The organism is Isoptericola sp. MSGPD8_1_ISO-PGPR-S23-394 (genome assembly GCF_058072785.1).
This window is the reverse complement of sequence record NZ_CM176517.1, coordinates 620,784-641,834: the sequence shown is the minus strand read 5'-3', so window position 1 is coordinate 641,834 and position 21,051 is coordinate 620,784. Positions and strand designations below refer to the sequence as shown.

Annotated in this window: 20 protein-coding genes and 1 pseudogene; all 21 read right to left on the bottom strand. The window is 73.9% G+C overall.

The window, feature by feature from the left end:
• Positions 1 to 24: 24 nt before the first annotated feature.
• On the bottom strand, positions 25 to 1,701 hold the full coding sequence (locus AC3RJ8_RS02905) for an L-aspartate oxidase (protein WP_489714457.1): 1,677 nt from the start codon (positions 1,699 to 1,701) through the stop codon (positions 25 to 27).
• Positions 1,698 to 2,108 carry an aspartate 1-decarboxylase gene (panD, locus tag AC3RJ8_RS02900; RefSeq protein WP_489715557.1) on the bottom strand — a complete coding sequence of 137 codons (411 nt, stop codon included), beginning with the start codon at positions 2,106 to 2,108 and terminating at the stop codon, positions 1,698 to 1,700. The genes AC3RJ8_RS02905 and panD overlap by 4 nt, the downstream gene beginning before the upstream one ends.
• 88 nt (positions 2,109 to 2,196) lie before the next feature.
• Positions 2,197 to 3,177 (bottom strand): pantoate--beta-alanine ligase, encoded by a 981-nt coding sequence (panC, locus tag AC3RJ8_RS02895; RefSeq protein WP_489714456.1) that lies wholly within the window; start codon positions 3,175 to 3,177, stop codon positions 2,197 to 2,199.
• Entirely contained in the window at positions 3,174 to 4,151 is a 978-nt protein-coding gene (locus tag AC3RJ8_RS02890; protein ID WP_489714455.1) for a Rossmann-like and DUF2520 domain-containing protein, read from the bottom strand. Before AC3RJ8_RS02890 ends, panC begins: the two co-directional genes overlap by 4 nt.
• Complete coding sequence (locus tag AC3RJ8_RS02885) at positions 4,148 to 5,854, bottom strand: PH domain-containing protein (protein WP_489714454.1); 1,707 nt, start codon at positions 5,852 to 5,854, stop codon at positions 4,148 to 4,150. Before AC3RJ8_RS02885 ends, AC3RJ8_RS02890 begins: the two co-directional genes overlap by 4 nt.
• On the bottom strand, positions 5,851 to 6,423 hold the full coding sequence (locus AC3RJ8_RS02880; RefSeq protein ID WP_489714453.1) for a PH domain-containing protein: 573 nt from the start codon (positions 6,421 to 6,423) through the stop codon (positions 5,851 to 5,853). Before AC3RJ8_RS02880 ends, AC3RJ8_RS02885 begins: the two co-directional genes overlap by 4 nt.
• A 58-nt stretch (positions 6,424 to 6,481) precedes the next feature.
• Positions 6,482 to 7,570 carry a hypothetical protein gene (locus AC3RJ8_RS02875; RefSeq protein WP_489714452.1) on the bottom strand — a complete coding sequence of 363 codons (1,089 nt, stop codon included), beginning with the start codon at positions 7,568 to 7,570 and terminating at the stop codon, positions 6,482 to 6,484.
• 2 nt (positions 7,571 to 7,572) lie between these two features.
• On the bottom strand, positions 7,573 to 8,199 hold the full coding sequence (locus tag AC3RJ8_RS02870; protein ID WP_489714451.1) for an ABC transporter ATP-binding protein: 627 nt from the start codon (positions 8,197 to 8,199) through the stop codon (positions 7,573 to 7,575).
• Entirely contained in the window at positions 8,199 to 8,705 is a 507-nt protein-coding gene (locus AC3RJ8_RS02865; RefSeq protein WP_489715671.1) for a hypothetical protein, read from the bottom strand. The genes AC3RJ8_RS02870 and AC3RJ8_RS02865 overlap by 1 nt, the downstream gene beginning before the upstream one ends.
• 6 nt (positions 8,706 to 8,711) lie before the next feature.
• Positions 8,712 to 8,879, bottom strand: a pseudogene (locus AC3RJ8_RS02860) (peptidoglycan-binding domain-containing protein); the annotation flags it as partial.
• Between the two features lie 341 nt (positions 8,880 to 9,220).
• Entirely contained in the window at positions 9,221 to 9,781 is a 561-nt protein-coding gene (locus AC3RJ8_RS02855; RefSeq protein WP_489714450.1) for a hypothetical protein, read from the bottom strand.
• Between the two features lie 83 nt (positions 9,782 to 9,864).
• Positions 9,865 to 10,203 (bottom strand): hypothetical protein, encoded by a 339-nt coding sequence (locus AC3RJ8_RS02850; protein ID WP_489714449.1) that lies wholly within the window; start codon positions 10,201 to 10,203, stop codon positions 9,865 to 9,867.
• Positions 10,204 to 10,395: 192 nt separating this feature from the next.
• Positions 10,396 to 10,869, bottom strand: coding sequence for a DUF3180 domain-containing protein (locus AC3RJ8_RS02845; protein WP_489714448.1), 474 nt, complete (start codon positions 10,867 to 10,869; stop codon positions 10,396 to 10,398).
• Between the two features lies 1 nt (position 10,870).
• Positions 10,871 to 12,940, bottom strand: coding sequence for a 2-amino-4-hydroxy-6-hydroxymethyldihydropteridine diphosphokinase (folK, locus tag AC3RJ8_RS02840; protein ID WP_489714447.1), 2,070 nt, complete (start codon positions 12,938 to 12,940; stop codon positions 10,871 to 10,873).
• The gene (gene folP, locus AC3RJ8_RS02835; protein WP_489714446.1) at positions 12,937 to 13,866 is read right to left on the bottom strand and encodes a dihydropteroate synthase; all 930 of its coding nucleotides are present in this window, start codon (positions 13,864 to 13,866) and stop codon (positions 12,937 to 12,939) included. Before folP ends, folK begins: the two co-directional genes overlap by 4 nt.
• Before the next feature lie 4 nt (positions 13,867 to 13,870).
• On the bottom strand, positions 13,871 to 14,485 hold the full coding sequence (gene folE, locus AC3RJ8_RS02830; RefSeq protein ID WP_489715556.1) for a GTP cyclohydrolase I FolE: 615 nt from the start codon (positions 14,483 to 14,485) through the stop codon (positions 13,871 to 13,873).
• 11 nt (positions 14,486 to 14,496) lie between these two features.
• Positions 14,497 to 16,602 (bottom strand): ATP-dependent zinc metalloprotease FtsH, encoded by a 2,106-nt coding sequence (gene ftsH, locus AC3RJ8_RS02825; protein WP_489714445.1) that lies wholly within the window; start codon positions 16,600 to 16,602, stop codon positions 14,497 to 14,499.
• 109 nt (positions 16,603 to 16,711) lie between these two features.
• Positions 16,712 to 17,263, bottom strand: a complete 552-nt coding sequence (gene hpt / locus AC3RJ8_RS02820) for a hypoxanthine phosphoribosyltransferase (RefSeq protein WP_489714444.1) — start codon at positions 17,261 to 17,263, stop codon at positions 16,712 to 16,714.
• Between the two features lie 3 nt (positions 17,264 to 17,266).
• Entirely contained in the window at positions 17,267 to 18,367 is a 1,101-nt protein-coding gene (gene tilS / locus AC3RJ8_RS02815) for a tRNA lysidine(34) synthetase TilS (RefSeq protein WP_489714443.1), read from the bottom strand.
• Between the two features lie 7 nt (positions 18,368 to 18,374).
• Complete coding sequence (locus tag AC3RJ8_RS02810) at positions 18,375 to 19,502, bottom strand: zinc-dependent metalloprotease (protein ID WP_489714442.1); 1,128 nt, start codon at positions 19,500 to 19,502, stop codon at positions 18,375 to 18,377.
• 94 nt (positions 19,503 to 19,596) lie between these two features.
• Positions 19,597 to 21,012 carry a D-alanyl-D-alanine carboxypeptidase/D-alanyl-D-alanine endopeptidase gene (gene dacB / locus AC3RJ8_RS02805; RefSeq protein ID WP_489714441.1) on the bottom strand — a complete coding sequence of 472 codons (1,416 nt, stop codon included), beginning with the start codon at positions 21,010 to 21,012 and terminating at the stop codon, positions 19,597 to 19,599.
• Between the last annotated feature and the right edge of the window lie 39 nt (positions 21,013 to 21,051).

Here is a 21,051-nt window from a genome sequence, read left to right as displayed (position 1 = left end):
AGCGCTACCTCGCGCCACGCAGCGCTACCTCGCGAGCAGGGTTCCGTCGGCGTCCAACGAAACCGTCACGCGCCGCTCCCACGCGGGGTCCCGGTCGGGGAAGTCCGTGCGGAAGTGCCCGCCGCGACTCTCGGTCCGCACCCACGCCGCGCGCACCAGGGCGCGGGCGACCTGGTGGACATTCGTCGTCTCCCACTCGGCCGTCTGCGGGGCCGCGACGACGTCCGCCTGCCGGTGGGCCGACGTCGTCACCCCGGCGAGCACCGCGTCGGCGCGTTCCAGCGACTCCGCCGCACGGACCGGTCCGGCACCCTCGGAGGCTGCCCGCTGCACCCTCGACCGGGCGACCGCCGCGACCAGCGCCGCCTCCCCGGGACGCGCCACCGCCGCGGGGGCGTGCCGCAGCTCACCGCTCTCGTAGCGGCGCACGGCGTCCGCCGCCGCGCGCTGGGCGAACACGAGCCCCTCGAGCAGCGAGTTGGACGCGAGCCGGTTGGCGCCGTGCACCCCCGTGCACGCCACCTCCCCCACGGCGTACAGCCCCGGCACGGAGCTCCGCCCGTGCAGGTCCGTGACGACACCGCCGGAGTGGTAGTGCTGCGCGGGTTCGACGGGCACCGGCTCCTCGGTCCAGTCGATGCCCGCCTGGAGGAGCCGCGCCGTGATGCCGGGGAACCGCCGGCGCAGGAAGTCGGCGCCGAGCGCACGGGCGTCGAGCAGCACGTGGTCGGCCGACGTCGCGGCCATCCTCCGCACGATCGCGTGCGCGACAACGTCGCGCGGGGCGAGCTCCGCCAGGGGGTGCGCGTCCGGCATGAACCGATGGCCGGTCACGTCGAGCAGCAGCGCGCCCTCCCCGCGGACGGCCTCGCTGATGAGCGGCAGCTGGCCGCGCGCCCCCGCGCCGAGCCACAGGACGGTGGGGTGGAACTGGACGAACTCCAGGTCGCCGAGCACGGCACCGGCGCGCAGCGCCGCGGCGATGCCGTCCGCCGTCGCGCCGGGCGGGTTCGTCGACGAGCGGAACACCTGGCCCACTCCCCCGGTCGCCAGGACCACCGTGGGGGCCAGGACCGCCCCGACGCCGTCCCGCGACCCCTCGCCCCGCACGTGCAGGGTCACGCCGGCCACCGGGCCCGGACCGTCCGACGACGGCGCCCCGGTCAGGACGTCCAGGACGAGGGCGTTCTCGATCACCTCGATGCCGGGGTCGTGCTGGACCGCCTCGATCTGGGCGACCAGCGCCCGGGAGATCTCCGCACCGGTCGCGTCGCCGCCGGCATGGGCGATCCGGTCCGCGCGGTGCCCACCCTCCCGGGTGAGCGCGATGCCGCCGTCGTCGGCCAGGTCGAACGTCGCGCCGCGCGCCACGAGCTCACGCACCCGGTCCGGCCCCTCGGTGACGAGCACCTCGACCGCGGCCGGGTCGCTGAGGCCGCCGCCCGCGACGAGGGTGTCGTGCTGGTGGGCCGCCGGGGTGTCGTCCGGGTGCAGCACCGCCGCGATGCCGCCCTGCGCCCAGACGGTCGAGCCGGAGGACAGCGCCGCCTTGGTGACGAGCAGCACCCGGGGCACGCGGGTGCGCAGCTCGAGCGCGGCGGTCAGCCCGGCGATGCCCGACCCGACGACGACGGCGTCCGCGTGCGCCGTCCAGCCCGGTGCGGGCGCGGCGAGGGTGCGGGCGAGCCGGGCCGGCCTCACCGGGCCGCGACGGGGATGCCGGAGCTGACCAGACCGAATCCGTCCGGGACCTGGCCCGGGTCGTCGTCGACCTGGACGATCCGGTTCTCGGCGTCGACGAACACCACGTGCGGCAGGAAGCTGCGCGCGTCCGCGTCGGACAGCATCCCGTAGGCGATGATGATGACCGTGTCGCCGGGGTGCACCAGGTGCGCGGCGGCGCCGTTGATGCTGATCTGCCCGGAGCCGGCCTCGCCGGGGATGACGTAGGTGGTCAGCCGGGCCCCGTTGTCCACGTCCACGACGTCGACCTGCTGGCCGGGGATCAGGTCCGCGGCGTCGAGCAGGTCGGTGTCGACCGTGATGGATCCCACATAGTGCAGGTCCGCCTGCGTCACCGTCGCGCGGTGGATCTTGCCGATCATCATCGGGCGCTGCAACGAGGCGGGGCGCCGTGCCGGCGTGCGGGGGTCGCGCACGCCGCCGGCGGCGACGTCCGCGGCAGAAGCGGTCTGGTCAGTCACGAGATGCCTCCTGGCCTGGGGTCTCGTTGCCGTCGGAAGGCGCGACGACGTCCACGGCCTGGTTGTCGATCAGTCGGGTGGTCCCCACGCGTGCCGCGACGAGCAGGAGCGCGGGTCCGGTGTGCTCGGCGGGAACCTCCTCCACGGTATCCGGGTCGACGAGCGCGAGGTAGTCCACCACAACGTCGGTGGCGTCGTTGAGGATTCCCGAGGCCGTCGCCCGGACCGCGGCCGCACCCGCCCCGGCGGCCGCCCACTCCGCCCCCGCCCGCAGCGCGCGGGACAGCGCCAGCGCGGAGCGACGCTCGCCGTCGGACAGGTAGGCGTTGCGGGAGGAGAGCGCCAGGCCGGCGTCGTCGCGGCGGGTGGGCACCCCGACGACCTCGACGTCCAGGTCGAGGTCGCGCACCATGCGGCGCACCGCGAGCAGCTGCTGGGCGTCCTTCTGCCCGAACAGCGCGACGTCGGGCCGGGTCTGGTGCATCAGCTTGAGCACCACCGTGAGCACGCCGTCGAGGTGGCCGGGCCGGAACGCCCCCTCGAGCACGTCACCGATCTGACCTGCGCTGACGCGCACGATCGGGTCACCGTCGGGGTAGACGACGTCGGGCGTGGGCGCGTAGACGACGTCGGCCCCCGCGGTCGCGAGCAGCGCGACGTCCCGCTCGAGGTCGCGCGGGTAGCTGTCGAGGTCCTCCCCGGCGCCGAACTGCAGCGGGTTGACGAAGATCGTCACCAGCACCTGCCCGCCCGGGCCGGCCTCCTCGCGAGCACGCCGCACCAGGTCGAGGTGCCCCTCGTGCAGCGCCCCCATCGTCATGACCACGGCGCGCCGGTCGGTGGCGGCCGGCGCGGTCAGCGCCCAGACCGCCATGGCGTCCCGCAGGGCGGCGCGGGTCGTGACGACCGCGGGTCGCGGGGTCGGCGCAGCCCCGTCCTGCGACGTCGTCTCAGGTTCGGTGGGAGTGTTCATTCCTGCTCCTGGGGTGGTGCACCGAGGACGTCGAGCAGCGTGCGCGCGGCGTCCTCGTCGATCCGGTGGCTGGCCAGGGCGCGCCGCGTGGCACCCCTCGCGAGCCGGGTGTAGCTGTCGGGCACGTCCGTCGCGCCGGTCCGGGCGGCGAGGTCGCCGAGGACGTCGAGGTGCGCGGTCACCGTGCCGCTGTCGCCGCGCGAGACCGGCCCTGTCAGGGCGGCGATGGCCCCGGGGCCGACGCCGTCGCGCACGTCCGCGGACCGCGTGGCGCCGTCCAGCGCCGCGCCGAGCAGCGGCGCGAGCACCCGGCCGGGCCGCTCGATCCCGGCGGCCTCCAGGGCCTGCGCGGCCTGCGCCACGAGCACCACGAGGTGGTTCGCGCCGTGGGCGAGGGCCGCGTGGTAGAGACCTCGGGCCGACTCGTCGACGACGACGGGCTCCCCGCCGATCTCCACGACCAGCGCCTGGCCGATGGGCAGCACCGCGGCCGGGCCCGTGACGGCGAACGTGCAGCCCGTCAGGCGGGCGAGGTCGAGGGACGTGCCCGAGAACGTCATCGCCGGATGGATCGCCAGCGGGATGGCACCGGCCCGCTGCGCGGGGGCGAGCACGTCGGTGCCGTAACGGCCGGACGTGTGCACCACGATCTGACCGCCCTGCCACGCCCCGACCTCCGCGAGACCCGCGACCAGGTCGGCCAGCGCGTCGTCGGGCACCGCGAGCAGCACCAGCTCCGCCCGCTCGACGATCTCGGGGATCTGCAGGTTCTCGACGCCCGGCAGCAACATCTCGATCCGTTCGCGGGAGTCGTCCGAGACGCCGCTCGCGCCGACGACGGCGTGGCCGGCCGACCGCAGCGCGCTGCCCAGCACGGCGCCCACGCGGCCCGCGCCGACGACGCCCACGCCGAGCCGTCCCGGTCGTGACGGGCCCGCGGGGTCCGGGCCGCCCGACGACGGCACGACGCTCACGCGTCCTCCTCCGGCGCCGTCGGGGCCGGTGCGCCGCCGGCCTCGTCGTCGCCACCGGAGCGCGCCGCGGCGACCGCCGCGACCGTCTCCATCCACCGTTCCGGGGTCTGGTGCGACCGGGCGGTCCGGGCGCGCACGGACTGCTCGTCCAGCAGCCGGGCGGCGTCAGGCGCGTCGAGATGGTGCACCGCCGGGCTGATCGGCCCCGGCGTGGAGTGCACGGTGAACGACGCCACGCCCCGGCGTCGCTGCCACGGGCCCTGCTCGACGCCCAGCGACTGGGTGCGCTCGTGCGGCACGACCGTGAGCCGCCGGGTCAGCCGGCCGCCCCGCAGCAGCAGCGCCCTCCCGGTGACGGCGAACCCGTTCCGCCGCCAGGTCAGCGGGTCCAGGATCAGCGCGCGCCGGGGGCTCGTCGTGAACGTCCGGTCGGTCCGCGCGTCGCCCGTCAGACCCTCGTCCACCAGGGCGGCCGGGTCGTCCGTGCCGAGGTCCGGCAGCACGAGCCACATCGCGGTGAGCGCCTCCTGGCGGGTGCCGACGGGCAGCAGGACGCTCTGCACGCCGTCCGTGCCCTCGATGCCGTACCCGGCGACGTTCACCTTGATCCGCCACCAGTCCTTGCCCCGCCACCAGAACCCCTGGGTCAGCTGGATCGCCTGCACCCGGCCCGGCGGGATCGTCTGGGCCCTCGTCTCGAGCAGCCCGTGCCGCAGCCGGATGCCGTCCGGCGACACCGCGGCGCGGAACCCGAACTCGCCCGCGAACCGGTTGAACAGGAAGGTCCCCACGCCGAGCAGGGCGGGCAGCAGCGAGAACAGCAGGCCGACGTTGCGCGTCGCGGCCACCGTGACACCGAGCGCGACGACCAGGAGGAACGAGATCCAGACCGCGGGCAGCCGCACCAGCGACGCCAGCAGCCGGCCCGGGGGCACCTCGTACACCTGGTTCTCCGGCGCCTCTGCGGCCTCCGGACCGACCGGCGCCGTCGCACCGACGTCGGCGGGTGGTCCGACCGCCGTCCCGTCGGCGTCCGAGGGTTCCGCCTCCGACCCGGGCGCGGGCTGGTCCCGGCCGGGGCCCGTGCCCGCAGCGGCCGTGCCCGTGCCCGCGTCGACCGTCCCGGTGCGCGCACCGCCGGACCGCCGCGCCTTCACGCCGGCCGCGCGGGCGAGCAGGTCCGCGCGCAGCGCGGTCGCGTCGTCGAGGCGCAGGAACCCGATCGCGACCGCGGAGTCCGTGCCACCGGCCACCTCCAGGGTGAGCTCGGCCAGCCCGAAGATCCGGGCGAGCAGCGGCTGACGGACGTCGACGGCCTGCAGCCGGTCGAGCCGAGCGTGCCGCTGCTGGCGGAACAGGATGCCCTTGCGCAGGTGCGCGGCGTCGTCGTCGACCGCGTAGCTTGTCATCCGCCAGGCGAGCGCCGCGTAGCCGAAGACGAGCAGGAGGACGCCGAGCACCCCGAGGGCGAACACCCACCAGATCCGGGCGAGGCCGTCGACGAGCTCGCCGTACGGGATCCCCTCGAAGCTCTGCTGGGCGACGACGAAGAGCAGCGCGACGATGATCGCCCAGCCGCGCACGAACGGCGTGACCGGGTGGACACGACGCCACTTCAGGCCCTCGCTCGGCCCGGGGGGACCGCCGTCCGAGGGCGTCGACGGGTTCTGCGCCGGGACGGGCGCGGCGCCGCTGTCGCTCACAGGCCCGCCAGCCTCGCCTCGCCCCGCGCGGTGAGGCGGTCGCGGAGTCGCTCCGCCTCGTCCGGGGCGAGCCCGGGGATGACGGCGTCCGTGCTCGCCGCCGCGGTGTGCAGCTGCACCTTGGCGATGTCCAGCTTGCGGTCGAGCGGACCGGCCTGGACGTCGACGAACTGCATCCGCCCGTAGGGGACGACGACGAGCTGACGGAACAGGATGCCCTTGCGGATCAGCAGGTCGTCGTCGCGCTCGGCGTAACCGATCGCGCGGACCTGGCGCGGGACGAGCAGCACCACCCACAGCAGCAGGACCCCCAGGACGCCCGCCGGGATCCAGACCCAGGGCGTCACCAGCACGGCCACCACGACGCAGGCGAGCGTCGGCAGGCCCAGCCAGACGCCGAGCGAGACGAGCCGCGCCGTGACGAGCCGCGGCGAGACGCGGTCCCAGGTGATGTCCGGCGGGTCGAACGGGCCCCTGGAGGCTTCGGGCACGGTGGCGCCCGACGGCGGCACGGGCGTCGCGCCGTCTGCGGGAGCCGGCGGCACCGGCGAGGACTCGGGACTGGTCATGGGTCCATCCTGGCATCGACCAGGGCCAGGAACAGCACCGGCTACCGGCTGCGCGAGGTCAACGCTCCTTGAAGTAGCGGAAGAGGTGCTTCTCCCGGGTCGTCAGCACCCCGACCAGCGTGCCGATCAGCGTCGCTGCCGCGCCGGCACCGGCGGCCATCCCAGCCGTCGCCCACGTCCCGAGAAACGGTCCCGGGCTGCCGACCAGCGCTGCGACGCCGGTCGCTGCGGTCGTGACGGACAGTGCTGCGGCGAGCCAGCACCCGGCCTCCAACAAGTGCTGCCAGGTCAGGACAGGCTTCGACACCCTGGCGTGCAGCGCCGCGGCGAGCTCGAGCCGCCGAGCCCGGACCGCGAGGTAGCCCAGCACGAGTCCCACGGCAGCGGCCGCTGCCGGAGCGACTGCCGTGGGACGTGCGTCGACCAGCCCGGGCAGGTCGTAGGCGCTCCCTCGGGTGGAGTTGAGGTGCCCGAGTCGTAGGTCGTCGGCGCCCGGAGACATCGCGGAGTAGAGCAGCCCGGCGGCATCGTCGTCGACCGGCCAGGCTTCGGCCCAGCACCGCTCGAAGGCCCCCGTCGCCGGCACCGCGACGACGGCGGCATTGGCCAGCACGCGGTCACGGCCGTCGTCGGGCCAGGTGTACACGCCGGCGACGCGCACGCGCCCGTTGTCGATGACGAGCTCGTCACCGGCTGACGCCCCGAGGGCAGCGGCAAGGTCGTCCGACAACCAGATGCCGCCCGCCGTCGTGCCGATCGCCGCGTGAACCGGACGGGCCGTCGTGGTCAGCAGCTCGAGGACACCGGGGGTGACCTCCCACACCGTCAGGTCAGAGCTCGGCATGTTCGCCGCGCGGACGGGTGCGCCCGGCCGCAGTGCTCCCGCACCGGTCAGCGCCGAGACGCCGCTCAGCGCCTGGCAGCGTGTCCCGTCCACGACCTGCTCACGCTCGGACGCCAGAGTCAGCACGGCGGCTCCGGCGGACCGGAAGGCGTCGGCGTCCTGCCAGACCCGTACGAGCACCCGGGCGTCGGCCACGGCCAGACCACCGACGAGGACGACGAACGCCAGCGCCCACCACAGCGCTCGCGTGGTCCCCGTGACCAGGTTCCGTGCCGCTTCACCGGCAACAGAACGAGCCTGCATGCTCACGCTGCCGCACGGACGGCAGGCGAGAACTCAGCCAGGTCGACCACGCGGGTGCAGGCGTCACGGGTGGCCGGATCGTGCGTCGCGACGAGCACGGCCGTGTCGTCCTGCACCAGCTGTGCCAGGACACCGTTCACGGTCGCTGAGGTGGCGAGGTCGAGCTGTGCCGTCGGCTCGTCGACCAGCAGCAAATCCGGTGCGGTGGCCACGGCACGCGCGAGCATGAGCCGCTGCGCCTCGCCACCCGACAGAGCCTGGAACGGGCGTTCAGCGATGCCCGCCAGGTCGAACCGGGCCATGAGCTCGAGCGCCTCGGACTCAGCAGCACGCCGGGTGAGTCCCCGAGCAAGGAGCGGGAGCACGACGTGGTCCAGAGTGCTGCGGCGGGCGGACCCGTGCGGGTTCTGAAACACCCATCCGGTGCGCACGACACCTTTCCGGACGATCTGGCCGCGGTAAGGCACGACCCATCCCGCAAGGATCGCCATCAGGGTCGACTTGCCCGAGCCGGACGGCCCGACGAGTGCCACGACGTCACCCGCGTGCACCTCCAGGTCGAGATCTTCGAAGAGCATCCCTTCCGGCGGGAACCTGTGCGCGAGCCCGGTGGCGTGCAGCACCGCCATCAGCAGTCCACCTCGTGTGGTTCCAGGCGGACCGAACGCAGCCCCTCCGCCTCGACGAGGCGCACCATCGTCTGCCCCAGCGATGACGCCACCACCTCCACGCGCAGCGCCTCACCGTCGTCGGTCTGGACACACCCCTGTCCGTCCCCGGTGGCGACGATCGCCGATGGCGGAACCACCACCACGTCGATCTCCTGCGCGAGGGCGATCGCCATCGTCAACCTGTCCGTCCCCTCGTCCCTGCCCTGCCGAAACGGCTCGCTGCCCTCGACCGCCGCGAGTAGCTGGGGGTCGCGCACGACGCCGTCGCTATCGATCGTTCCAACGTGGCCGTCGTGCCGCACGACCCAGCCCTCACCGGGCGGATCGACGACCGTCAGTTCCGTCAGGCCTCCGGAGACCGTCGCGATCTCGCCTTCGGTGACCCGGTCACCCACCTGTGCGAGGCACTCGGAGACCACCACCTCGGGATCCGGCAGCCACAGGACAGAAGCCGCGACCAGCACCCCGTCAGGTCGTCCGACCCCAGCACCCCCCTGGACCGCGCGGACGGCGGCTCGCGTCACGTCCCCGAAGTAGCCCTCCAGCTCCAGATCGTGGCCCAACCGGGCGAGCTCCTCCTGCAGTGCGAGAACGTCCTCTCCTCGGGAACCCGACTGCAGATCGCGCCACAGGGGCACGTCGGTGGCCAGAGCGACGACGGGCCGGTCGTCGATGACCAGCGGGACGTCACCGGACTCGACGGTCCCACCGGGCTCGCAGGCCGACGCCGTCACCCGGCCTGTGTCGGCGACCGTCAATGACTCCGCTGCCCTCACGGTGGCCCGGACCGAGACCTGCCGAGCACCGTCGTAGGTCTCGGTCGTCACCGCTACAGCGCCCTCGCCGACGGATGTCTCCGCCGAAGCCTCCTCGACGGGACCGGGCAGCAAGATCAGTGCCGCTGTCACGCCGCCAGCGGCCAGTGCCGCGACCGCCAGCAGCCCCGCGGAGAATGCGACCCGAAGGTCCCCGCGCCCCTTCACTCCCCGCCGACCTCCATCTGACTGTCAGCCAGGAGCTCTCCGGCGGCATCGGGCGTGAGGCCCTGCGTCCCGAACGGATCGTGCAGGCAGACCATCGCCTCGGTGGTGGTCGGCTGCATCTCGGCCGCCTTGATCTGCCGGTCCAGCTCGGTCCCGGGCACTCCGGCGAACTCCGTTGCCCCGGAGTCGTCCAAGCAGCGGCGCATCGCCTCACCCAGGCCCAGCCCCTCGGGGTTCTCTCGCATACCAAGGTAGATCGCCTCGACGGGCCCGGTCGTACTGTCCATGCACTCGGTCACCAGCTCAAGCGTCTGGGAGCCGTCGTCATCCCCGGCGATATCCGACGTCTCCAGACTTCCACCCTGATCCGAATTCATTTCATGATCGATCCCGTGCCCGGAAAGGCAGTCCGACAACTGTTGGCGGAGTCCACCATACTCGGCCTCACTGATGTTGTAGTCGGCGAGAATCTGGCGGTGCGCCTCCGTCACCGTAGCGCTGTCACTGGCGAGAACCTGCTCGATCTGCCCACGCCACAGCTCCGGAGTATCGTCCACCTCTTCCTCGGAGGCCGTGCATCCCGCCAGAGCAATCAGGGCCAGGGTCGCGACTGAAACAGTCCTCACGGCACGTCGATGCATCAGTACGTGTACCACGCGGAGTTCGCCGCTCCGACCTGGGCTCGCACACCGCGAACGATGTCAGACGAGTTCCCTGCCGAGGCAGAAGAATACCCTGCCATGGCACCGTAGTTCGTGACACTGGTGCCGTAGTTGTTGTACCTGATGTAGACCTGCACCTTGTTGCAAGCCGCCGCCTGCGCATTCGCCGCCAGCGAAGGTTTGTACACGTCGACCGTACAACTGTACGCACCGCGTGTGATCGTCTTCGGCGCAGCCTGCGAAGGCGCCGCGCCCACGGCAAAGACGAGCCCCGCCGAGGCCAGGACGGTCACCGTCGCACGAACGAACTTGCGCATCTTTGCACTCCCTCTCGTTGCGGAGCGCTCCCATCGTTGTGGAGCGCTCCCATCGTTGTGGAGCGCTCCCATCGTTGTGGAGCGCTCCCATCGTTGTGGAGCGCTCCCATGCCCGAAATTTAACGGTACGTCGATGATGTCGTCAAGGCGTTTGCGATGGCGCACCTGGGCGCCATGCAGTGGTGCACGGCATCAGGACGTGAGCGGCTCCGCCTCGCCGTCGTCGTCCTCGGGCGGCGGGATCTGGCAGAACTTCTCGACGAGCACGCCCGCAGCGCTGAGGACCACCGCGGCCAGCGCGGCGACGCCGGAGGCGATCGCCTGGTCGCGCCGGGCCTCGACCTCGAGCTGTGGCAGCACCACCAGCACGGACGCCGCGTACCGTCCGGCGAGCAGCGCACCGGTGTAGGCGGCGGCCTTGGCCATCGCGAAGGTCCGTGCCGCGCGCAACCCGTCGAGGTCCGGCTTGTCGCCGCGCAGGTAGGCACGGACCGACCAGCCGGCCGAGAACACGAGCCCGGCGATCAGGAGGACCGCGAGGACCTCGACCCACGCCGCACCGGGCAGGTACACACCGCGGGTCTCGAGCAGCCGCAGCACCAGCGCACCGACCACGGCGACGGCCGCCGCGACGGCTACCAGCGTGCGGACGCGGGTGCGGCGCACGTCAGGGATGCCTCGGCGGGCCGGCGTCCGGGGCGGGCGGGATCGGGGCGTGCTGCGGCGAGAAGTCCTGCACGGGGAACGCCTGCGGGGCGCGCTCCTGCGGCGAGAAGTCCTGCACGGGGAACGCCTGCGGCGCGTAGGACTGCGGCTGGGGCGCGGGGATGGTGGCCTGCTCGGCCGACGACGGCGGCCGGACCGCCGGGGGCATCGGCGCGAGCGGTGCGGCACCTGGCTGGTCGGCGTGGACGGGCTGCGTGCCGTACGCGGACCGCGGCTCGTAGGGCTCCTGGGGTTCGTAGGGCTCGTAGCCCGGCTGCGGCTCGTAGCCCGGCTGCGGCTCGTAGCCCGGCTGCGGCTCGGCGGCCTGCTGCATGCCGTCCGGGCGATCGTCGTGCTCGGGCTGCACGGACCGGGGCGCGGCGGGAGGGCCGGGCGCGGCCGGCACGAAGGCGGGCGGCTCCTGCCGTTCGGGCAGCACCTCCGGCTCGTAGCTCCACCCGGTCTCCGCCGGCTGCTGCGGCAGACCGTGGCCCGGATCAGCGACCGGCTCCGGAGCAGCCGCTTCGTACCCCTGGACGGGGCCCGTCGGCGGGGTCTCCTGACGAGGGACCGGGATCGACGGGGGCATCTGGTCGCGGTCCATCGAGGGGGCCTGTGACGGGGCGGCCTCGTGCCCTGCCTCCGGGTACCCGGCCGGGGCGTGCGGCGCCGCGCCCTCGACCGCGGGCTGCGCCCCCGACGAGGGCTCCTGGACCGGGTGCGGCTGCTCCGCGGCCTGCGGCTGAGCAGCGACCGCGCCGGTCGTCGCCGCCTCGGTCAACCAGTCCAGCGCCAGCCAGCGGATGCCGGGACGGTCGGGGGCGGTCGCGGCCAGCTGCGCCACGGGACCCCCGCCGAGCCCGCCGAGCACCGCCTCCGGATCGACCTCCGCCCACGGCACGAGGACGAAGGCCCGCTCCCGCGCCCGCGGGTGCGGGAGATCGAGGTCGTCCGCGCTCGCCACGAGCGAGCCGTACTGCACGACGTCGACGTCCAGCGTGCGCGGCCCCCAGCGCTCGTCGCGGACACGGCCGTGCAGCAGCTCGACCTCCTGGCAGGCGCCCAGCAGCTCCCGGGGCGGCAGGGTGGTCCGCACGAGCAGCACGGCGTTGAGGAAGTCCGGCTGCTCGGGCCCGACGGCGGCGGTGCGGGCCAGCGGCGAGACCTCCATGACCTGCAGCCCCGGGATCCGGTCGATGTCCGTGACGGCGGCGCGCAACGTGCCCTGCGGGTCGCCGAGGTTGGAGCCCAGGGCGAGCACCGCCTCCACCGGCTCCGACGGCGGGGCGTCCAGCGGGTCCTGCGGTGCGGTCTCCTCCGGTGCGGGGTCCAGCGCGGGCGCGGGAACCGGAGCGGCCGCGAACTGCGACGGCACGGCGGAGATCATCGTCCCGTCGAGATCGGGCACCGCGGTGGCCTCGTCCGGCTCGACGGGCTCGGTGTGCTGGTCGTACTCGGCGTGCTGGGCGTGCTCGGAGGGCCCGACCGGGAGCGCGTCCGGCGTCGGGGCCGCCGGGGGCGCGGGCGGGGCCGGGACGTCCTCGGGCTCGTGCGCCGACGTCGCGACCGGACCTTCGCCCGTGCGAGGGGCGGGCACCGCAGCGGCCGGGGACGCCGCCACCGCGGGACGGTGCTCACGGTCGCGGCGCACCACGACCTCCACGTCGTCGAACGGCACCGCGATGGGTGCCTGCGGCTTGTGGACCCGCACGTCGACCGCGTGCACGGCGGAGTACGCGAGCACGGCGGCGGCGATCCTCTCGGCGACAGTCTCGACGAGATCGGCAGGCGGCCCGGCGAGCACGTCGTGCACGTCCTCGGCCACCTCGGCGTAGCTCACCGTCGCGGCCAGGTCGTCCGACCCCGCCGCGACCTGCGTGTCGAGGTGCAGCACCACGTCGGCGCGGAAGGTCTGCCCCTCCGCACGCTCCTGGGCGAGGACTCCGTGGTGACCGGTCGCGGTCACGCCGGACAACCGGATCTGGTCGAGAGGACGACCGTCCGGGCCGGGCACGGCATCGGCAAACGTCACGGGGTGGCCTCCGTCTCGTGGACCGGGTGCGCGACGTCGTCGCGCCCCGGAGGGGTCTTCTCCTGGGTGGTGCACGCTGCGTCCCAGGCGGCTGCCACGCGCACGGCGTCCACGCTCGCACGCGTGGCGTGCACGCGCACGCACCATGCCCCGGCGTGTGCGGCGAGCGCGGAGATCGCTGCGGTGGCGTCGTCCCGCGCGAGCGGCGGCGCCGGGTCGCCGTCGGCGAGCAGGTGACCGAGGAACCTCTTGCGCGAGGCGCCGACCAGCACCGGCCGACCGAGGGTGTGCAGCGCGTCCAGGTGCGCCAGCAGCGGCCAGTTCAGCGACCCCGCCTTGGCGAACCCCAGGCCGGGGTCGAGGACGACCTGCTCGGGGGCGACACCAGCGTCGTGCAGCGCGGCCAGGCGCGCACCGAGCTCGTCACGCACGTCCGTGACGACGTCGTCGTACTGCTGGAGGTCGTCCATGACGTCGGAGTGACCGCGCCAGTGCATGGCCACGTAGGCCGTCCCGGTCTCCGCGACGACACCGGCCATCGCCGGGTCGGCGAGGCCGCCGGAGACGTCGTTGACGAGCCGCGCACCGGCCGCCACCGCGCGCTCGGCGACCGCGGCGCGCGTCGTGTCCACCGAGACGACGGCGCCGGCCGCGGCGAGCCGGCCGATGACCGGGATCACGCGGCGCAGCTCCTCCTCCTCGTCCACGCGGACGGCCCCGGGCCGGGTCGACTCGCCACCGACGTCGAGGATGTCCGCCCCGTCCGCGAGCAGCTCCAGGCCGTGCTGGACCCCGGCGTCCGGCTCGAACCACTCGCCGCCGTCGGAGAACGAGTCGGGGGTGATGTTGACGACCCCCATGACCAGGCAGCGGCCGGTGCCGGACAGCTCCGGGAGCCCGGCGACCACGGCGTCGCGCGCGACCATCGGGCTACCGTCCCAGGATGAGGCTCATCGCCTCGGCCCGGGTCGCCGCGTTCTGCATGCCGCCGCGCACCGCCGAGGTGACGGTGCGCGAACCCGGCTTGCGCACGCCGCGCATCGACATGCACAGGTGCTCGCACTCGACGACGACGATGACGCCCCGAGGATCCAGGATCCGCACCAGGGCGTCCGCCACCTGCGACGTCAGCCGCTCCTGCACCTGCGGACGCTTCGCGTAGACCTCGACGAGCCGCGCCAGCTTCGACAGCCCGGTGATCCGGCCGTCCGTGCTGGGGATGTAGCCGACGTGCGCGACCCCGTGGAACGGGACCAGGTGGTGCTCGCAGGTCGAGTACACCTCGATGTCCTTGACCAGCACCATCTCCTCGTGGCCGAGGTCGAAGGTCGTGGTCAGCACGTCCTCGGGCTCCTGGTGCAGGCCGGCGAAGATCTCCCGGTAGGCGCGGGCGACCCGCGCGGGGGTGTCGCGCAGGCCCTCGCGGTCGGGGTCCTCGCCGACGGCCAGCAGGAGCTCGCGCACCGCGGCCTCGGCTCGCGGGGCGTCGTACGCCGGCACCTCGGCGGCCGGGCGGACGCCGAGGGACACCGCGCTCAGCGGCAGGTCCTCCCCCGTCACGGACTCTCCTCGGTGGGCCCGTCGTCCGACGTGCGACCCTCGCCGTCGCCGGCGGCTCGCGCGATCCGCCCGCCGACGTCGGACCGCGCCGCCTCCTCCGCCTCGCGGTTGCCGACGACGGCAGCCTCGTCCTGCGGGACGCCCGGCGTGCCGTTCGTCGAGAAGGCGGCCTTCTCGCCGTCGGTCATGACCGGGCCGCGGATGTGCACGGCACGCTGCTCACTGGACAGCCAGACGTCCCGTGCGGGTCGCTTCACGACGGGACCGAAGACCTCGGCGAGCTCGGCCTGGTTGAGCGTCTCCTTCTCGAGGAGCTGGAGGACGAGGTCGTCGAGCACGTCGCGGTACTGGGTCAGCACCTCCCACGCCTCGTCGTGCGCCGCCTCGATCAGCCGGCGCACCTCGTGGTCGACGGTGCCCGCCACGGCCTCCGAGTAGTCGCGCTGGTGCCCCATGTCCTTGCCGAGGAACGGCTCCGACGACGCGGACCCGAGCTTGATCGCCCCGACCTTGTCGCTCATGCCGTACTCCATGACCATCTTGCGGGCGATGGCGCTGGCCTTCTCGATGTCGTTGCTCGCACCCGTGGTCGGGTCGTGGAACACGATCTCCTCGGCCACGCGGCCACCCATGGCGTACGCCAGCTGGTCGAGCAACTCGTTGCGCGTGGTGGAGTACTTGTCCTCGGTGGGCATGACCATCGTGTAGCCGAGCGCGCGACCGCGCGGCAGGATCGTCACCTTCGTGACGGGGTCCGTGTACCGCATGGCGGCGGCCACCAGGGCGTGACCGCCCTCGTGGTACGCCGTGATCTTCTGCTCCTTGACCTGCATCACGCGGGTGCGCTTCTGCGGTCCGGCGATGACGCGGTCGATCGCCTCGTCGAGCGCGCGGTCGTCGATGAGCTGGGCACCAGAGCGGGCGGTGAGCAGCGCGGCCTCGTTGAGCACGTTGGCCAGGTCGGCGCCGGTGAAGCCGGGGGTGCGGCGGGCGACGGCGGCCAGGTCGATCTCGTCGACCATCGGCTTGCCCTGGGCGTGCACCTGCAGGATCCGCTCGCGGCCCTTGAGGTCCGGCGCCTCCACCGCGACCTGCCGGTCGAAGCGGCCGGGACGCAGCAGCGCCGGGTCCAGGATGTCGGGACGGTTCGTCGCGGCGATGAGGATGACGTTCGTCTTGACGTCGAACCCGTCCATCTCGACGAGCATCTGGTTGAGCGTCTGCTCGCGCTCGTCGTGCCCGCCGCCCATGCCGGCCCCGCGGTGGCGGCCGACGGCGTCGATCTCGTCGACGAAGATGATCGCGGGCGCGTTGTTCTTCGCCTGCTCGAACAGGTCACGGACGCGCGAGGCGCCCACGCCGACGAACATCTCGACGAAGTCCGAGCCGGAGATCGTGTAGAACGGCACGCCTGCCTCGCCCGCGACGGCGCGGGCGAGCAGCGTCTTGCCGGTGCCGGGCGGGCCGTACAGCAGCACGCCCTTGGGGATCTTCGCCCCGACCGCCTGGAACTTGTCCGGCTCGGCGAGGAACTCCTTGATCTCGTGCAGCTCCTCGACCGCCTCGTCGACGCCCGCGACGTCCGCGAAGGTCACCTGCGGCATGTCCTTGCTGATCAGCTTCGCCTTGGACTTGCCGAAGCCCATCACGCGGTTGCCGCCACCCTGCATGCGCGACATCACGAACCAGAAGATGGCCAGGATGATGAGGAACGGGATGAGGAACGACAGCATCGACCCCCAGAACGACGCCTGCGGCACGTCGGTGTCGTAGCCGTCCGGCAGGTCCGCGCTCTCGACCGCCGCGACGACGTCCTCGCCCTGCGGCGCCACCCAGAAGAAGTCGACCTTCTCGCCGTGGTCCACCTCGTCGTCGGTGTCCGCGTCCACGACGTACGGCTCGGACAGGTCGAGCTCGACGCGTTGCTCGCCGTCGACGATGAGGGCGTGCTCGACCGTGTCACCCTGCAGCAGCTCGAGGCCCTGCGAGGTCTCGACACGGCTCACGCGCTCGCCGGTGAAGGCCGAGAACGCGAGCGCGACGAGCACCAGGCCGAGGACGATCCAGACGATCGGTCCGCTGAAGATCTTCTTGAGGTTCATCCGTGACGGGGCGCTGCCCCGCTTCCCTTCGTCCGGGCGGTGGTTCGACAACCGAAACTACACGGCGGCCCTGAAAGTTCCCCGTGTGTTCGCGCAGGGCTCAGCACGGTCAGGAGTAGACGTGCGGCGCCAGGGTCCCGATGAACGGCAGGTTGCGATACTTCTCCGCGTAGTCGAGGCCGTAGCCGACCACGAACTCGTTGGGGATGTCGAACCCGACGTACTTGACGTCGACCTCCACCTTCGCGGCCTCCGGCTTGCGGAGCATCGTCGCGATCTCGACCGAGGCGGGGCCGCGCGAGCGCAGGTTCTGCACCAGCCAGGACAGGGTCAGCCCCGAGTCGATGATGTCCTCGGCGATGAGGACGTTGCGGCCCGACAGATCGGAGTCGAGGTCCTTGAGGATGCGCACCACGCCCGAGGAACGGGTGCCGGAGCCGTACGACGACACCGCCATCCAGTCCATCTCGACCGGGTGGTGCAGGCGGCGCGAGAGGTCGGCCATGACCATCACGGCGCCCTTGAGGACGCCGACCAGCAGCAGGTCCTTGCCCGCGTAGTCCGCGTCGATCTGGGCGGCCATCTCGTCGAGCCGCTCGCCGAGCTGGTCCTCGGTGAGCAGGATGTCGGCAAGGTCGCCGGCGACGTCCGACTGGTCCACGGGCTACTCCTCATGGTGCGGGGTGGGGGCAGCGCCGGGACCGGGGCCCGAGCGCAGCACCAGCCTGCCACACGCGCGAGCGGCCCGTGCACCACCGGGCAGGTGCACCTCGCCCTGCCCGCGCCACCGCACGACCAGGGCGTCGAGCGCCTCCACGTGCCGCGCCGTCGTCCTCCCCGCAGGACATCCGGCCTCCAGCGCCGCCGCCCGGAGCGCACGACGACGCAGGGCGGCGGGCGCCTCGACGAGCGGTGTGACGTCCAGCACGACGTCGGCGCCCCCTTCAACCATCTTGCCGACGTCGGTAGAAGGCCTGCGGGGGGACGGGCGGGCAGCGGCGAGGAGGTCCGCGGCGAGCTCGTCGAGCAGGTCCGCGTCGTCGCGCAGGTGGTCGGCGCTGCGCCCGAGCGCCTCGACCGCGCCGGGCCCGAGCACGTCGGACAGGGCCGGCAGCAGCCGGCCCCGGACCTGTGAGCGCAGCGGGGCCCCGGCCGCCGACCCGTCGTTCGTGGGGTCGTGCCAGGGCTCGAGGCCGACGACGGCGCACACCCGCTGCGTCTCGGCCCGCCGGAGCCCCAGGAAGGGGCGGCGGTAGCGGCCGCGCCGCCGCGGCATCCCGGCGAGCGACCGCGTCCCGCTCCCCCGCGCCAGCCCCAGCAGCACCTGTTCGGCCTGGTCGTCGAGGGTGTGGCCCAGCAGGACGGCGACCGCCCCCGTGGCCGTGGCCACGTCCTCGAACGCTCCGTAGCGGGCGTCGCGCGCACCGGCCTCCGGACCGCCCGCCGCCGGGTCCACGGCGACACGACGGACGACCACCGGGTCGAGACCCAGCCCGCGGCACTGCTGCGCGGCCCGCTCCGCCACGCCGTCGGACCCGGGCTGCAGCGCGTGGTCGACCACGACGGCCCCGGCCCGCACCGCGTACCCGCGCGACCGCACGGACCGGCCCACCCGTCGCGCCTCCGTGGCGACGGCGGCCGCGAGCGCCAGGGAGTCCGGGCCACCGGAGCACGCGACGAGCACCAGGTCGTCCGGGGCGAGGTCGGCGAGCTCGGCCCGCACGGCGGTGCGGGCCGCGGCCAGGGCCGGGTCGACGGGAGGCACGCGGGCCCTAGGAGTGGACCCGGCGGACCCAGGCGCGCGGGTCGTGGATCTCCCGCGGCCCGGGCAGGTTCTCGGGCGCCGCCCAGACGGCGTTGAGCCCGGGGCGCCCGACCTGCTTCTCGACGGCGCGCACGAAGGCCGCCCCGTCGCGGTACTGGGCGAGCTTGGCGTCCATGCCGAGCACCCGGCGCAGGACGGCGTCGAACCCGGGCGCACCCTCGCCGTCGCGCCGCTTCTCGAACCGGGCGCGGATGGTCCGCACGCTGGGCACGACGCGTCGCCCGACGGCGTCCATCATCACGTCGGCGTGGCCCTCGAGCAGCGCCATCACGGCGGTGATCTCGGCGAGCACACGCTTCTGCTCCGGTCCCAGCACGGGGTCCAGCGGGGTGGTGAGGTCACCGCGGACGGCGTCGAGCACGGCACGTCCCACCAGCGCGGCCTTGTCGCGCCACGGGGCGCTGGTCAGGTCCCGGGAGGTGGCGGTGACGTCCCGCAGGAGGGTGGCGAGCCGGCCCGCGAGATGGTCGGCGAGCCACGGCGCGGTGGCGAACTGCAGGGCGTGGGTCTGCTCGTGCAGGCACACCCACAGCCGGAAGTCGTGAGGGTCGAGGCGCAGGGCACGCTCGGTGGCGAGCACGTTGGGGGCCACCAGCAGCAGCACGGGCCGCCCCTCGCCGTAGGGGTCGAACTGCCCGAGCACCTTCGAGGAGAGCAGGGCGAGCAGCCCGCCGACCTCGGCGGCACCGGCGAGCCGGGCGGCGCCGGTGCCGCCCGGGCGGGCGTCCGGCGCGATCGTCGCGAGGGCCGGACCGGTCATGGCCGCCATGGACCGGGTGTTCGCGAGAGCCCACGTCGCGCGGTCGACGACGCGGACGTCGCCCAGGTCGGGGCGTGGCACCCGCACCCTGCGCAGGCGGCCGTCCGGGTGGTGGTGCCGCTCGACGTCGCCGGCCGCCGGGCGCATCCGGGTGACGCGCAGCACGTGCCCGACGGCGTCGTCGGCCGCCGTGCGCAGCCCCCCGACGAGGTCGTCGAGCTCGGCGCGCGAGGCGACCGGACCGGGCCGCGCGACGTGGCGGGCGATCTGGGCGGCCGTCGCCCAGTCGACGAGTGCGGTGCTGGGTGCGGTCACGACTCCACCGTAGCCGCACGGTGCCGAGCAGGAACCTGGTCCCGCAAAGGCGAAGGATTGCGGGCACAACTTCCTGTTCGGCGCCGCTGGGGGGTCAGGAGCAGCCGCAGGCAGCGAGATCGCCGACGAAGTCGTCGAAGATCAGGTTGGCTCCGAACGAACCGCCCTCGGGGACCCGGTCGGCGACGGTGGCAAAGACGAGCAGGCGGTCGTCGGCCGTGACGACGGTCCCGGCGAGCGCCCGGACGTCCGGCAGGCTGCCCGTCTTGGCCTCGGAGTACCCCCGCCCGGGGTTGTCGCCGCCGAACCTGTCGCTCAGCGTGCCCTGCAGCCCGGCGACGGGCAGCCCGGCGACGGCCTCGCGCAGCTCCGGCTCGGCGGCGGCCGCGACGAGCGTATCGACGAGCTGGCGAGCGGTCATCCGCGAGCCGGTGCCGAGCCCGGACAGGTCGGTGAGCTCCGCGCCGGTGAGGTCCACGCCGAGCCCCTCGACCTCGGCCAGCACCTCGCTGACGGCGGCCTCGCCCGACCCGGGCAGCCCGGCGTCGATCGCGACGAGCCGTCCGACCACCTCGGTGATCGTGTTGTCGGACTCCCGCAGCAGGTAGCTGACGATCTCGCCCAGCCGCGCGGACTCGACGCGGCCGACCTCCTGGGCCGACGACGGCGCCGCCTGACGCACGATCTCGCCGGACACCTCGACTCCCCGCTGGGCGAGGGCGTCGGCGAACGTCTCGGCGGCCGCCAGGGCGGGGTCGTCCTCGCGGAGGGCGTACTTGTCGTCGGAGAGCCGCGCGACGTCCACCGCGAGCGCGGCGACCGGCGCGATGTAGTCCTGACCGTTCTCCCCGCGCCTCTTCTCCGTGACGGACGGCGGGATCGCCGGTCCGGTGAACAGGGTGTCGTCGACGGCGAGGGTCACCCGGTCGACGCCGGTGAGCGCGATCCGCGCGACCACCTGGTCGGCGAGATCGCCGAGCCCGGCGCGGCCGTTGACCGCCTCCGGGTCGCCGTCCCCGGCGGCGAGCATCATGTCGCCGCCGCCGACGAGCACGAGCCGGTTGTCGCCGTGCAGCATCGCCCGGGTGACCAGCCGCGTGTCGCCCCCGGGCCCGGCGTAGGCGGCGACGGCGGTGAGGACCTTCTGCGTGGACGCCGGCACGAGGAGCCGGTCCTGGCCGGAGGCGCCGAGCGTCTCGCCGGTGTCGGCGTCGGCCACCATCGCGCCGACGCGCCTGCCGAGGCGGTCGTCGTCGGCGAGCTCCTCGACGAGGTCGCCCGTCGCGGAGGCGGACGGCAGGGGTGCCTCGTCCGGCAGGGCGGGCACGGCGACGGCAGGGCTGGGACCGGTGACGGCGCCGGGTGCGGTGGGGAACGGGGCGGCGGGTTCGGGGGCGGGCTCCAGGGTGACCATGCCGGGCACGACGTCGTACGCGTCGGCCACGAGGTAGCCGCCGAAGAGCGCCACGACCGTCGTCACGGTGGCGCCGACCCTCAGCCGCCACCCCATGCGGTCCTCCCCGTTCTCGTGAACCTGGTCACAAGCAGG